Raw genomic sequence first — 13145 nt, forward strand, 5'->3', positions numbered from 1 at the left:
AGTTGCGGCGCCGGCATGGCGATACGGGTCAAAGCGCACGGCCGACTGTGCGTTTGCACAGTCGGCCGTAGGAGCGGCGATAGTCTATAATATATTGGCGAACACCCTGTCGCATCGCGGCGTCGGACTAGGGTCGGCGAACACTCAGCAAAAGCATGGTCAATGTCGCACTCGCGCACGCTACCGCTACGAGCGCGATCACGCCGGCAGAGTTGGACTTTTGCCCTGCGCGAAATGAACCGTGCCGCGCAGGCATAGGACTGCGAACCAAGATCTCCAGATCGGGCCTGCTACCGTGTCGAACTGAATAGGCGCGCGTGAACTCGGCACCGAGAAGGAAAATTTCCGACGAGTAGTAGACCCAGAGCAATATGACGAGCAGTCCACCGGCGGCGCCATACGAGGACGCAATCGCGCTGGTGCCGATATACCAGCCGATAAGCGATTTTCCCAACGTGAACAGGGCAGCCGTCACGACAGCACCGATCCCGACATCGCGCCATTCCAGGCTTCGGTCGGGCAAAACTTTGTAGATGGCGGCGAACATCAGGGAGATCAGGACAAACGAAACGACGCCGTTGATCACGCTGAGTATGATCGTTCCGAACGGCAGATGGGCGTTGATAAAATCGCCCAGTGCCGAAATCGCAGCGCTTGCAATCAGAGAGACCAGCAGCAGGAAACCGAGCGCGGCCACCAATCCCAGACTGGCGGCTCGTGCCCGCACCAGACGAGACAAGGAGTTGCCCTGCGGTTCGACCTTCCAAATCGTGTTCAACGACTGCTGCATTTCGCCGAAGACGCCAGAGGCGGCCACCAACAAGGTGACGAGCCCAATGATCGCGGCCCAGGTCCCGTACAGCTTGCTGGATACGCTTTCCAGCGCGGTCTGGAGGAGATCAGCACTTTCCGGCCCCATCAGCCCGGAGATCTGGGCAGACAAAGCCAATTGTGCTGCATCATGACCGAAGACGAGACCAGCAACAGCGACCACAATCAGCAAGATCGGCGCCAGCGAGGTGGCGGCATAAAAAGCCATCGCGGCACCATGACTAAGAGCATTATCGTCGATGAAGCCGGCTACGCTTTCACGCACCAAGTGCCATGAATCTGTGATTGAGGGTCGCACTTTGGGTCCGCAGGCAGCAAATTGGAACGCCGTTCATTAGCAATGCGCCAAGCGTTCCGATGTTCCGCCTGGCCGCGCCACTGGTTTCAGGAATTGGATCGGAATCTGCCCAGCCGTGAGGTGAGGCGTGTAGGGGAAGGCCTACTCTTGCCCCGCCAGCCAGGCATCGAGCCGGTCCTGCTCGCGGCGCAGCGCATCGACGTTGATCAGTCCGCGCGCCATCGCAAGATAGATCGCCCGCGTCCGAGAATTGAACACGGAAGCATCGCTGGCGCCGTCCTCCGCCGGCACGATGCCAAGCTTGTCGTAGACATGCTTGATGCGGCTCTGCGCGCCGCGGATCGACAGGCCCCGGCGTGCCGCGATCGCACGGTCGGTCAGGCCGAGCGCAATGTCGATCAGGCTTTCATATTCGCCGTCGGTGATGCCTTCGAATTTGTCCTGGACGCGGTGCTGGATGCCACGGATCTCGCGGTCGATGATGCAGTGGCCTTCGCGGAAAACGCCGCGCAAGGCCGAGCGCATGCCTTCCTGCGTCGCCGATTTGAGCACATAGCCATAGACCGAGCCGGGCGGCACGATCCGCGCGACGCCGCGCACATAGGCCTCATCGGCGAAATTCGACCAGAACAGGATGTGCGTGCCGGCGTGGCGGTTCCAGATCGCCCTGGCAACCTCGATCCCTGTCGCCTTCGGCATCTGCAGGTCGAGCACGACATGCGGCGGCTCTCGCTCGGCCGCCAGATTGATGGCGTCCTCGCCATCGCTCGCCTCGATCACCTCGACATCGCCGGGCCACAATTGCTCCACCGTCCGCCGCGCGAAGGTGCGATGCAGTCCATCGTTCTCGGCGATCATCACAAGCATCACATGGCCTCCGACACGGCGAACTCGCCGGGTGCTGCTGCAGCCGCCGCGACCAGCAATTCCCGAAATGGCTCCCGGTCGATCTCGACGACGACGCGCGTCCCGCCGCTCTTGCGACCGGCTTGGCCGATGCGCAGCCGCGCCCCGATAAGGGCGGCCCGTGTGTGCATGTGACCAATGCCGCCATGCGCCGCCGGGTCCACGACGCCGCATCCTTGGCCGTCGTCGGTGATGATCACCCGCAGCACACTCGCCGTCGATGCCAGCAAGACATCGATGTGGTGCGGCGCGGCGTGGCGAACGGCATTGTTGATCGCTTCCTGCACGATCCGGTAGAGCGCGGTTCGGACAGGCTCGGGCAAGCTGTCGGCGCCGCCGTCGCTGGTATCGGCGATGCGCACGGCGATAGGCGGCTTGGCCCTGGCGACGCTGCGGTTGAGGTGCGCCTCGACCGCGTCGCGCAGGCCGAACAGTTCGAGCACGCTCGGCCGCATGTCGTCGACGATGTGGCGCAGTTCGGTGAGACAACCGGCAACCTCCTGCTCGAGATCGGCAAGCTGCGCTGCCCGCGCCACGCCCTGGCCACGCAACGCCGAGAGTTGGCGCGCGATGCGGGCGAGGTCGGCGAGCGTCTGGTCGTGCAGGTCCATGGCCATGCGCCGGCGTTCGCGCTCCATGCCTTCTGTCAATTGTGAGGCGCCGACCCGCAGCAGTTCGACCCGGTTGCGCGCCTCGCTCTCCGCCAGCATGGCGCGGCGTGCCTCCTCGGTCTGGATCAGCGCGAAGATGTAGGGCGCGATCAGATCCGCGCATTGCTGGGCGACACCGACATCGGCAAGCGTGTAGCAATCGACCTCGTGCCGGCTGATGTTGAGCGCGCCGATGATGCCGCCACGTGCCCTGAGCGGTACGACGATGCGGCTGCGCAGCCGTGCGGCGAAGATCGGCCCATCGATGGCGGTGGCGAAATGGAAGCGCTCGTCGCGCAGCGCATCGTCGGCGAGCAGATAGGGTACTTCGCCCCACAGCACCGAGCGTATCGGGCTGACTTCGGTTGGCAGCGGATGCTGGGCAAGCTCGCTCCAGCTGGTGTGGAAGCCGGCTTCATAACAGGCGTGGCGGCGGCCGTCATGCGACAGCACCGCCAGATCCATGTGGTCGTGCGGAATGAGCGAGCCGATCTCGATGGCTGTCGCGCGGAACGCCGTGCCGGGATCGATATGGCCGGCAAGCGCCCGCGAAATCGCCAGCAGCCGGTCGATCAGGACCAGGGACACCTCCGGCATGGTTTTCACGATCCTCCCGTGCCGGGAAATAGTGGACGCAGGCTGGCACCGCTGTCAACGACAGCTCGGTTGACGGGGCCGATCAACTTGCGGTGCGGTGATTGAAAACGCTTCGCGTCCTGGTCTAGGGAGGCGAGTCAGGAGACCGACGCAGAATGCCAGTGACGCCGACGCCAACCATTGCTCCGGGCGCCCCGGGAATTCCGGCACGATGGACGCCGAGCGCCAAGAGTGTCGAAACGTCGCTTGGCCGGCCTCCCACAGGGAAGCACGCTGATCTTCACTTTTTTCTGGCCCGGGGCCGGCGATTGGGAGAATGTCGGCTTCTCCGTTCTATCGCGCGCCCAGGATAGCCAGGCGATCCTTCCTCGATAAACCCCGCAAATCTCTTCGGAAACAGGGACGAAACCATGCAGATCGGAATGATGGGACTGGGCCGGATGGGCGCCAACATGGTTCGGCGCCTGATGCGTGACGGCCATGAATGCGTCGTCTACGACATCAACCCCGCCAGCGTCGCGGCTCTGGTGACCGACGGGGCGCTAGGGGCGGCTTCAATGGAAGAATTCGTCGGCAAGCTGGCCAAGCCGCGTTGTGTCTGGCTGATGCTGCCGGCGGCCATCACCGGCAGGATCATCGATCAGGTCGCGCCCCTGATGGAGCCGGGCGACATCGTTATCGACGGCGGCAATTCCTACTATCACGACGCCGTCGACCAGGCCGCGAAACTGGCCGCCAAGGGTATCCATCTCGTCGATGTCGGCACCAGTGGCGGTGTCTGGGGGCTGGAGCGTGGCTATTGCCTGATGATCGGCGGGCCCGATGTGGCGGTGCAACACCTCGACTCGATCTTTGCCACGCTGGCGCCGGGCGCCGACGCCGGCTCCAATCCGCTTAGGGATGCCGGAACCGCGCCCTATGGCTATCTGCATTGCGGACCTAGCGGCGCCGGCCACTTCGTCAAGATGGTGCACAACGGCATCGAATATGGCGTCATGGCCGCCTATGCCGAAGGCATGAACATTCTGAAGTCGGCCAATGCCGGCAAGCGCCAACGAACGGCGGACGCCGAGACCAGCCCGTTGGAAAACCCGCAATACTATCAGTTCGACATCGACCTTCCCCAAGTGGCCGAGGTCTGGCGGCATGGCAGCGTCATCGGCTCTTGGCTGCTCGACCTGACGGCCGGCGCATTGAAAGGCGATCCGGGCCTGGCGAATTTCGGCGGCCGCGTCTCGGATTCCGGCGAAGGCCGCTGGACGTTGAAGGCGGCGATCGACACCGGCGTGCCGGCGCCGGTCTTGTCCTCGGCGCTGTTCGACCGCTTCTCCTCGCAAGGCGAATCCGAATTCGCCGACAAGCTGTTGTCCGCCATGCGCTATGCCTTTGGCGGCCATGTCGAAAAGGCCGGCAAGTGACGGCGGCAGGGGAGACGCGCGCATGAGCCAGGAACGCTCCGACACGCTGGTGCTCTTCGGAGCGACCGGCGACCTCGCCCACAAGAAGATATTTCCAGCGCTTTACCAGATGGTCGCCAAGGGCACGCTGACCGAACCGGTGATCGGCGTTGCCTTCGACGCTTGGGACATCAAGCAATTGCAGGCCCGCGCCCGCGACGGCATCGTCAATGCGCTGGGCAAAATCGACGAGAAGGTGTTCGCACAGTTCGCCTCGCAACTGCGCTATGTCAGCGGCGACTACCGCGACGGAGCGACCTTCGAGAAGCTGAAAGGCGCGCTTGGCACCGCACAGCGGCCGATGCATTACATGGCGGTGCCGCCGACCATGTTCGAGACCGTCGTCCAGGGGCTGGAGCAATCGGGCACGGCCCAGGGCGCGCGGCTGATGGTGGAAAAACCTTTCGGCCACGATCTGCAATCGGCACGCTGGCTGAACCGGGTTCTGCATCTGGTGTTCGACGAACAGTCGATCTTCCGCATCGACCACTATCTCGGCAAGGAAGCGATCCAGAACCTGCTCTATTTCCGCTTCGCCAATTCCTTTCTCGAGCCGATCTGGAACCGCAATTTCGTCGAGAGCGTGCAGATCACCATGGCCGAGGATTTCGGCATCGAGGGTCGTGGCCGCTTCTATGACGATGTCGGCTGCATCAGGGATGTCATCGAGAACCATCTGCTCAACATCCTGTTGCTGCTTGCCATGGAGCCACCCGTCGGCCGTTCCGCCGACGACCTGATCGACGAGAAGGTGCAGGTGCTGCGCGCCATCCGCACGCTGACCAAGGACGATGTCGTGCGCGGCCAATTCACTGGCTATCTCACTGAACCGGGCGTGGCCCCGAACTCGCCGGTCGAGACCTTCGCGGCGGTGCGCTTCTTCGTCGACACCTGGCGCTGGCAGGACGTGCCGTTCTTCATCCGCGCCGGCAAGAACATGCCGGTGCATGTCACCGAAGTGGTTGTGCGGCTGAAGCGGCCGCCGCTCGACGTCTTCGATCCGATCAAGCCCGCCGACCAGAACTACGTCCGCTTCCGTATCGACCCGCAGGTGGCGATCGCCATCGGCGCGCAACGCAAGGCACCGGGCGACGACATGATCGGCGAACAGGTCGAACTGAAGGCGCTCGACGACAGCAAGGGCGACATGCCGCCCTATGAGCGGTTGATCGGCGACGCCATGAACGGCAACGGTCAGCTGTTTACCCGCCAGGATGCCAGCGAGCTGGCCTGGCGCATCGTCGGCCCGGTGCTCGGCGACACCACGCCGCCGCATCTCTACGAGCCGGGGACATGGGGTCCGGCGGACGTTATGGGCGGCTTCGGGCCGCCCAACGGCTGGATCGATCCGGAAAAGTGAAAGGGTGACACAATGGCCAAGGCGGTGAAGCAATCGGTATCGGGCTCCGAGAAATCAGGCACTGAAAAGATCGTGCTTTCGATTGATATTGGCGGCTCGCACGTCAAGATCCTGACCAGCGCCGGCGGTGCGGAACGCAGGGCGGACTCCGGACCGGGCCTGACGCCGCAGCAGATGATCGACGCGGTGAAGAAGCTCGCCGAGGGCCTGTCCTATGATGTCATTTCGATGGGCTATCCCGGCCCGGTCAATCATAACAGACCGCTCACCGACCCCGCCAATCTTGGCAAGGGTTGGGCTGGATTTGACTTCGCGGGTGCGTTCGGCAAACCGGTGAAGGTGGTCAACGACGCACTGATGCAGGCCATTGGCAGCTACGAAGGCGGGCGCATGCTGTTCCTCGGGCTCGGCACCGGTCTGGGCGCGGCGATGATTGCGGACAATGTCGCCCAGCCGATGGAACTCGCCCACCTGCCCTATAAGAACGGCAAGAGCTTCGAGGACTATGTCGGCGAACGCGGCCTGGTAAAGCGCGGCAAGAAGAAATGGCGCAGATATGTCTTCGACGTGGTCGAACGGCTCCGTGCCGCGATGCTGCCTGACTATGTCGTCATTGGCGGCGGCAATGTCGACAAGCTCGATGAATTGCCGGCCGACTCCAGGCGCGGCGACAACACACGCGCCTTCGAAGGCGGATTTCGTTTGTGGCGCGACAAGGCGCTGATAGTCTGATATTGTTATTGTTTAATATAGTTGTTCAAAATAACGTGTGATATGATACAAGTCATTGCAGTGCGCAGATTTGCCGATTAGGAATTCCGCGCCACAACAACGCCGCCCGTCCCGTGGATGCACAAAGGACGCTTTAGCATTTTGATTTTGCGCATGATCCTTCGGGGAATCGAATCCGATTTTCAGGTCATTCGCTTTTAGACGGAGAAATAGAGTGATCGACGATAGCAACAGCGCCCGTAAAGACATCGACCTGCTCGAGCTGACCGCTCACATCGTGTCCGCTTACGTCGAGAAGAACCGTTTGCCCGTCTCCGGACTGCCTGACCTCATCGCCAGCGTCAGCGCCTCGATAAGCGGGCTCGGCAAGCCGGTGGCCCCATTGGCTGCTCCGCTGGTTCCGGCGGTCAACCCCAAGAAGTCGGTGACGCCCGATTACATCATCTGCCTCGAAGACGGCAAGAAGTTCAAATCGCTGAAGCGTCACCTCGGTGTGCATTTCGGCCTGACGCCGGACGCCTACCGCGCCAAATGGGGCTTGCCGTCGGACTATCCGATGGTGGCCCCCAACTATGCCGCCTCGCGCTCGCTGCTGGCGAAGTCGATCGGTCTCGGCCGCAAGGCTGCCCCCGTCAAGGCACCTAAGGGCAGGAAGGCCAAGGTTTCAGCCTGAGGCATGTCGCCCAAAAGCATTTCTTCGGGCTTGACCGGGTGCGCAGTGGCTTGGGATAACGCCCTCTTGGGCAAGGACCTATTTCGGCGCTGAGCCAATAGATCGATTGAAGCCTGCCGGCGAATCCGCCTTGGCAGGCTTCATGTTTTTATGGCTTGGATGGGTCGAACGGGTTCGAGGGGAGTGAGCCATGAACTACACCAGAATGGTGATCGAGAAAGAGGCGCCGGAAGAGTACGGCTACGACCGTATCCGCTACAATCTCTCCGAAAGCTCGATCGCCGACCAGAAGCTCTCCGACATCGGCCTGTCGCTGCCTGATCTCACGCTTTTCTATGGTGAGCATCGCGGCGACAAGGCTTTGCGCGCGCAGATATCGGCGCAGCATGCCGGCATTTCATCAGATGATGTCCTGGTCACCGCCGGTGCCGCCGGCGCGCTGTTCATCATCTCGACCTCGCTTTTGTCGGCGAACGACCATCTCGTCGTCATCAGGCCCAACTACGCCACCAACATCGAAACCCCAAGGGCGATCGGCTGCGCCATCAGCTTTGTCGACCTGGCCTTCGAGGAAGGCTTCGCCATCGATGTCGAACGCGTCAAGGCGGCGATACAGCCGAACACCAGGCTGATCAGCGTCACCTGCCCGCACAACCCGACCGGCACGATGATGAGCCGAACCGCGCTCGATGCGCTGGTGGCGCTCGCCGAAAGCAGCAACTGCCATCTGCTGGTCGACGAGACCTACCGCGACCTTTCCTATGGCACGCGGCTGCCGTCGGCGGCATCGCTGAGCCCGAAGGCGATCAGCGTCTCGTCGCTGTCAAAGGCCTTCGGCATCCCCGGCATCCGTATCGGTTGGCTGATCACCAAGGATGCGGAGCTTCAGGAAAAATTCCTCGCCGCCAAGGAACAGATCGGCATTTGCGGCAGCGTCATCGACGAAGGCATTGCGCGCGGCATGCTCGAGCGCCGCGATGCCTTCCTGGCGACGCTGCTACCTGAAATGGCGAAGCGCCGCGACATCGTCCAGGCTTGGATCGACCGCGAGCCGCTGGTCGACTGGGTGCGGCCGGAAGGTGGCGTCGTCGGCTTCCCGCGCCTGAATGTCGGTCCCGGTTTCGACCTCGACCGGTTCTATGTGAACCTGCTGGAGAACCACGGCACCTATGTCGGACCCGGCCACTGGTTCGAGATGGAGAAGCGCTTCTTCCGCGTCGGCTTCGGCTGGCCGACGGAAGCCGAATTGAAGGGTGGCCTCGACGCCATCTCCGTCGCGCTGCGGCGGTAAATTTCCCATGCGGCCGATCGACTAGGCCGAAATTTTCTTGATCCGGAACCGTTTTTGGCGCACATGCCGCTGCGAACTGAGCTAAAAGTTCCGCCAGCCGGACCAGCGCCCAACGTGGAAGTGCCCCGCCAGCTGATGCCATCACAACGGGGCCTCTTAAATCCATGACAGCCGAACAGATATCGCCGGACCAGCGCTACGCCGCGTTCCGCCATCGCTCCTTCCTGAGCTATTGGGCGGCGCGTTTCCTCACCACATTCGCCACCATGATCGTGTCTGTGGCGGTCGGCTGGCAGATGTACGATTTGACCCGCGACCCGCTCGACCTCGGCCTAGTCGGCATCGTCCAGTTCCTGCCGTCGCTGCTTCTGGTGCTGGTCACCGGTGTCGTCGCCGACCGCTTCGGGCGTCGGCTGATCATGGCGCTGGCGGTGGTGGTGGAGGCGGGCTGCGCGCTGACGCTGCTGCTTCTGACGTTGCGCGGCATCAGCGGACCACTGCCGATCTTCGCCGTGCTCGCCATGTTCGGCGTCGCCCGCGCCTTCTTCGGCCCGGCCTCCGCCTCGCTGTTCGCCAATCTGGTGCCGCCTGAGGATTTCGCCAACGCCATCGCCTGGAATTCGTCGGCCTGGCAGACGGCGACCATCGTCGGTCCGGTCGCTGGCGGCCTGCTCTACGGCGTGTCGCCGGAAGTGGCCTACGGCACCGCCGCTGTCCTGATGCTTGTGTCCGGGCTGCTGATCTTCACCATCCCGAAACCGTCGCAGCGCACCGAGACGGAAAAGCCGACGATGGAGCATCTGTTCGGCGGGTTCAGCTATATCTGGAGCGAGAAGATCGTGCTGGGCGCCATCTCGCTCGATCTGTTCGCGGTGCTCCTGTCCGGCGCCTCGGCGCTGCTGCCGGTCTACGCGCGCGACATCCTCCAGCTCGGTCCTTGGGGGCTCGGCCTGCTGCGCTCGGCGCCAAGCGTCGGCGCCATCTGCGTCGCTATCTGGCTGGCCGGGCATCCGCTCCGCAACCACGCCGGCATGATCATGCTGGCTTCCGCCGCGTCATTCGGCGCCTTCACCGTGCTGTTCGGCCTTTCGACCATCACCTGGCTGTCGATCGCAGCCCTTGCCTTCCTTGGCGCCACCGACATGTTCAGCGTCTATATCAGGGAAACCCTGATCCAGCTGTGGACGCCCGATGAGGTGCGCGGCCGCGTCAACGCCGTCAACCAGGTCTTCGTCGGAGCTTCCAACGAGGTCGGCGAATTCCGGGCCGGTACGATGGCAGCGTTGATCGGCACGGTGCCGGCCGTCGTGGTCGGCGGCGTCGGCGCGATCGTCGTCGCCGGATTGTGGGTGGTGTTGTTCCCTCAACTACGCAGGGTGCGCCATCTCAGCGGGCGCAATTGACGCGCTCTATCGAGCGGCCGGCTTGCCGAAGATCAGACGCAGGAACTCGTCCAGCCATCGCTTGAGATGCATGTCCCAGATCAGCCGGCCGCCGAGATGATCGCGGCCGGGCTGCGCGCCGGGCAGCTCGAAGCGATGCGCGCCGCGCACCACCCAGCGCTGCATCATCACCCTGGTCAGCTCGCCATGGAACTGGATGCCCCAGGCATTGTCACCATAGCGGAAGGCCTGATTGGGATAGGTCTCGGCCGTCGCCAGCAGCGTTGCGTCCCTGGGTAGCGAAAAGCCCTCGCGGTGGAACTGATAGGCCATCTCAGGCCAATGCATCAGTTGCTTGCCGGCTTCGGTCGCCTTCAGCGGATACCAGCCGATCTCGACCAGCCCTTCGCCGTGACCCTCGACCTTGCCGCCGAGATGGTTGACCAGCATCTGTGCGCCAAGGCAGATGCCGAGGCACGGCCGGTTCTCCCTCAGCGGTATTTCCAGCCAACTGGTCTCGCGGCGGACGAATTCATCTTCGTCATTGGCACTCATCGGACCGCCGAACACCACCGTGCCGGCATGACCGTCCAGCGTGTCCGGCAAAATGTCGCCCAGCGGCGGACGTCGGACGTCGAGATCGAAACCCTCTTCCAGCAGCATATGGCCGACGCGCCCGGGGCTCGAATTCTCCTGATGCAGCACGATCAGTATCTTCGGCTTCGAACTCGTCCGGCGCGGCATGGGAAGGCGAAAATCCTATTCGTCGCTCGATGTTCCGGTGGCGCCAGGTGCAAGTGCGGCCGCCTTGCGGCGCGCCTCGACACGGTCGCGGCGTTCGACGCCGATCAGCTCGGCGACGCGCCAGACAGTGTTGTCCTCCAGCTCGTGCAACTCGCCATCGGCATAGACGATCTCCCACATCAGGCCGATGAAGGCCTTGCGCGCATCGGCATCGAGATGGCGCTTCAAGACACTGGTGAAGGCATAGAGGTCGATCGCCTCATTGTCGGCCCGCTCGCCGGCGGCGACAAGCGCTTCGAGTTCGGCGCCGCTGATCGAGTAGCTCTGCGCCAGCACCGCCTTGAATCGCTCCCATTCGACATCCTGGCGCACGCCATCGGCGTTCATCACATGGTAGAGCAGCGCCGAAGCCGCAACGCGGGGATCGTCCGTACTGGAATGCGCGCCAGCGCCGGACGGCAAATCCCTGAGAAATGACAGAACGCGTTCAAACATAGATCCATTCCTCAGAGCATGATGCCGAAAAGTGTGAAGCGGTTTTCTCGGACAAACGGGACCCGTTTGTCCAGACATCATGCTCTTTTTCCTTGAGTCAGAGGGGCCTGGCGGCCGGCCCAATTCAAAACAACCGAAACCGGCGTGGCGATTTTTCCGCTTCCTCGTCCGGATCGACGCCGGGATCGTCCGGCAGCCGCGTATGTTCCTCGGCCGGCTCGACGCCCTCGGCATCGGTCGGCACCGCGGCGAAGGCCGCCGCCGTGATCGGCCTGACATGATCCTCTTGGCTCTCTGTGTCCTTATCCGCGCTCCCGGCCGGACGGATTTCATCGATCACCTCGACCGGCCTCTTCTCGCTCGTCGGCTTTGCCAGTGCTTCAACGACCGGCGCCGCACTGGCCGGTGCATCGTCATGGCTGTCGATCAACTGGCCGAGACGCTCCATCGGGGCGCGCCACTCGAAGGCATCTAGCCGACCCGTGATCGGCGATACCGGCGCCCAGCGTTCCGACACCACGCCGTCGGCGACCCAGGCCGGATCGCGCGGCGCCCGTACCGCCCTCGACAGCAGCTGCCGCACCTTACCCTGGTCGCCGGTCTCGGCCTCCTCGATGTCCGCGAGCAGCAGATAGGCGCCCTCGCGGCGGTCCATCCGGATCGCGGCCTCGGCCTCGCGGCGGGCGGTCGAGAAGTCCTGCGCGTCGAGTGCGGCGCGCGCCACCGTCATCGACGATTCGGCGTGGTTCTTCTTCATCTCCTGCAGCTTCTTCGCCCGGTTGAGGCGGTCGAGCACGGCGTCACCCGGCCTTGCATGTGTATAGAGCTCGGCGACCTCAGGGTGCGGCTCGGCCTTCCACGCCGCCTCGAGGATCTTTGAGCCCTTGCGCACGTCGTTCTGCTTGAACAATGCCGCGGCGGCGGCAACGGCGGCGGGCGCGAAGTCCGGCCGAAGCCGGTTGGCCTCGATCGCCGCGGTTCTGGCGGCAGCGGGATCGCTGTCGGCGAGCGCCTGCGCCTTGGCGGTCAACAGCACGGCGCGGCGGCGATTGGCGGCTTCGCGCTCGATCTGCCGTGTCGCCTTCTGCGCGTCGACCAGTTTCAAGGCACCGTCCCAGTCGCCGCGCGCCGTCAACTCTTCCAGCGTCGATTCGGCGGCCCAGGCCAGCTGCGGCGCCACCGCCGCGGCGCGGCCGGCGTAGTGTCTGGCGGCGTTGCGGTCGCCGAGCCGTTCAGCTTCGAGATAGAGCCCGCGCAGGCCAAGCAGCCGCATTTCGGGATCGTCGAGCATGCTCTCGAATTTCTGCCGCGCTCCTTCATGATCGCCTTCGAGCAGCGACGCCTGCGCCTCCAGCAGATGGATCAGCGGTTCCTGGTCGGAACGGATCAGCTTGGCCGCTTCCTTGGTCTTCTTGCGGGCCAGCGCCCCGTCACCGGCGCCGGCGGCGATCATGCCGGTCGACAGCGCCTGATAGCCGCGATCGCGACGGCGGACGCGGAAATAGCGCGAGATGGTGTAGGGGCTGTTCCACAGCGACTTGAGCAGCCACCACAGGATCATCACCGCGGCGACGACCGCGACGACAGCCACCGCCGCCACCATCAGGCTGACCTGGTATTGATAGCCGCTGAAGGTGACGACCATGTCGCCCGGACGGTCGGCCAGCCAGGCAAAGCCCAGTCCGAGCGCGAAAACGACGATGAGGAAGCCCAGCAGGCGGATCATTCT

At 63.6% G+C, this 13145-nt stretch carries 12 protein-coding genes; 6 read left to right on the forward strand and 6 right to left on the reverse strand.

Annotation, left to right across the window (positions count from 1 at the left end):
• Nucleotides 1-127: 127 nt before the first annotated feature.
• The 3 genes from NKJ01_RS13895 to NKJ01_RS13905 all read right to left on the reverse strand — a co-directional run bounded on the left by NKJ01_RS13895 (nucleotide 128) and on the right by NKJ01_RS13905 (nucleotide 3282).
• The gene (locus NKJ01_RS13895; protein WP_352728843.1) at nucleotides 128-1096 is read right to left on the reverse strand and encodes a YihY/virulence factor BrkB family protein; all 969 of its coding nucleotides are present in this window, start codon (nucleotides 1094-1096) and stop codon (nucleotides 128-130) included.
• Nucleotides 1097-1270: 174 nt separating this feature from the next.
• The gene (locus NKJ01_RS13900) at nucleotides 1271-1996 is read right to left on the reverse strand and encodes a response regulator transcription factor (RefSeq protein WP_352728664.1); all 726 of its coding nucleotides are present in this window, start codon (nucleotides 1994-1996) and stop codon (nucleotides 1271-1273) included.
• A complete protein-coding gene (locus tag NKJ01_RS13905) occupies nucleotides 1996-3282 on the reverse strand; it encodes a sensor histidine kinase (protein WP_352728666.1) in 1287 nt (428 codons plus the stop codon). Before NKJ01_RS13905 ends, NKJ01_RS13900 begins: the two co-directional genes overlap by 1 nt.
• 410 nt (nucleotides 3283-3692) lie before the next feature.
• Here NKJ01_RS13905 and gnd point away from each other — a divergent pair, with 410 nt between their 5' ends.
• The 6 genes from gnd (at nucleotide 3693) to NKJ01_RS13935 (ending at nucleotide 10198) form a co-directional block, all read left to right on the forward strand.
• Nucleotides 3693-4700, forward strand: a complete 1008-nt coding sequence (gene gnd, locus NKJ01_RS13910) for a phosphogluconate dehydrogenase (NAD(+)-dependent, decarboxylating) (RefSeq protein ID WP_023760917.1) — start codon at nucleotides 3693-3695, stop codon at nucleotides 4698-4700.
• Between the two features lie 22 nt (nucleotides 4701-4722).
• Nucleotides 4723-6099, forward strand: coding sequence for a glucose-6-phosphate dehydrogenase (gene zwf, locus NKJ01_RS13915; RefSeq protein ID WP_352728668.1), 1377 nt, complete (start codon nucleotides 4723-4725; stop codon nucleotides 6097-6099).
• Nucleotides 6100-6111: 12 nt separating this feature from the next.
• Nucleotides 6112-6831, forward strand: coding sequence for an ROK family protein (locus NKJ01_RS13920; RefSeq protein ID WP_352728670.1), 720 nt, complete (start codon nucleotides 6112-6114; stop codon nucleotides 6829-6831).
• 214 nt (nucleotides 6832-7045) lie between these two features.
• Nucleotides 7046-7504 (forward strand): Ros/MucR family transcriptional regulator, encoded by a 459-nt coding sequence (locus tag NKJ01_RS13925; protein WP_352728672.1) that lies wholly within the window; start codon nucleotides 7046-7048, stop codon nucleotides 7502-7504.
• A gap of 190 nt (nucleotides 7505-7694) precedes the next feature.
• Nucleotides 7695-8795: an aminotransferase class I/II-fold pyridoxal phosphate-dependent enzyme gene (locus tag NKJ01_RS13930; RefSeq protein WP_352728674.1), complete on the forward strand. Its 1101-nt coding sequence runs from the start codon at nucleotides 7695-7697 to the stop codon at nucleotides 8793-8795.
• 164 nt (nucleotides 8796-8959) lie between these two features.
• A complete protein-coding gene (locus NKJ01_RS13935; protein WP_352728676.1) occupies nucleotides 8960-10198 on the forward strand; it encodes an MFS transporter in 1239 nt (412 codons plus the stop codon).
• A 6-nt stretch (nucleotides 10199-10204) separates the two neighbouring features.
• Here NKJ01_RS13935 and NKJ01_RS13940 read toward each other — a convergent pair whose 3' ends face one another.
• The 3 genes from NKJ01_RS13940 to NKJ01_RS13950 all read right to left on the reverse strand — a co-directional run bounded on the left by NKJ01_RS13940 (nucleotide 10205) and on the right by NKJ01_RS13950 (nucleotide 13142).
• Entirely contained in the window at nucleotides 10205-10921 is a 717-nt protein-coding gene (locus tag NKJ01_RS13940; RefSeq protein WP_352728678.1) for a glutamine amidotransferase, read from the reverse strand.
• 15 nt (nucleotides 10922-10936) lie between these two features.
• Nucleotides 10937-11416 (reverse strand): tellurite resistance TerB family protein, encoded by a 480-nt coding sequence (locus NKJ01_RS13945; protein WP_352728680.1) that lies wholly within the window; start codon nucleotides 11414-11416, stop codon nucleotides 10937-10939.
• Nucleotides 11417-11540: 124 nt separating this feature from the next.
• Nucleotides 11541-13142, reverse strand: a complete 1602-nt coding sequence (locus NKJ01_RS13950; RefSeq protein WP_352728682.1) for a heme biosynthesis protein HemY — start codon at nucleotides 13140-13142, stop codon at nucleotides 11541-11543.
• Between the last annotated feature and the right edge of the window lie 3 nt (nucleotides 13143-13145).

Origin of the sequence: Mesorhizobium sp. M0276 (genome assembly GCF_040321755.1) — a bacterium.
GTDB lineage: Bacteria > Pseudomonadota > Alphaproteobacteria > Rhizobiales > Rhizobiaceae > Mesorhizobium.

Excerpts from the sequence above, each read along its gene's own strand:
- NKJ01_RS13950 (WP_352728682.1), bottom strand. The coding sequence starts at position 13,142 with ATGATCCGCCTGCTGGGCTTCCTCATCGTCGTTTTCGCGCTCGGACTG.
- NKJ01_RS13905 (WP_352728666.1), bottom strand. The coding sequence starts at position 3,282 with ATGCCGGAGGTGTCCCTGGTCCTGATCGACCGGCTGCTGGCGATTTCG.
- gnd (WP_023760917.1), top strand. The coding sequence starts at position 3,693 with ATGCAGATCGGAATGATGGGACTGGGCCGGATGGGCGCCAACATGGTT.
- NKJ01_RS13945 (WP_352728680.1), bottom strand. The coding sequence starts at position 11,416 with ATGTTTGAACGCGTTCTGTCATTTCTCAGGGATTTGCCGTCCGGCGCT.
- NKJ01_RS13930 (WP_352728674.1), top strand. The coding sequence starts at position 7,695 with ATGAACTACACCAGAATGGTGATCGAGAAAGAGGCGCCGGAAGAGTAC.
- NKJ01_RS13900 (WP_352728664.1), bottom strand. The coding sequence starts at position 1,996 with ATGCTTGTGATGATCGCCGAGAACGATGGACTGCATCGCACCTTCGCG.
- zwf (WP_352728668.1), top strand. The coding sequence starts at position 4,723 with ATGAGCCAGGAACGCTCCGACACGCTGGTGCTCTTCGGAGCGACCGGC.
- NKJ01_RS13935 (WP_352728676.1), top strand. The coding sequence starts at position 8,960 with ATGACAGCCGAACAGATATCGCCGGACCAGCGCTACGCCGCGTTCCGC.
- NKJ01_RS13920 (WP_352728670.1), top strand. The coding sequence starts at position 6,112 with ATGGCCAAGGCGGTGAAGCAATCGGTATCGGGCTCCGAGAAATCAGGC.
- NKJ01_RS13940 (WP_352728678.1), bottom strand. The coding sequence starts at position 10,921 with ATGCCGCGCCGGACGAGTTCGAAGCCGAAGATACTGATCGTGCTGCAT.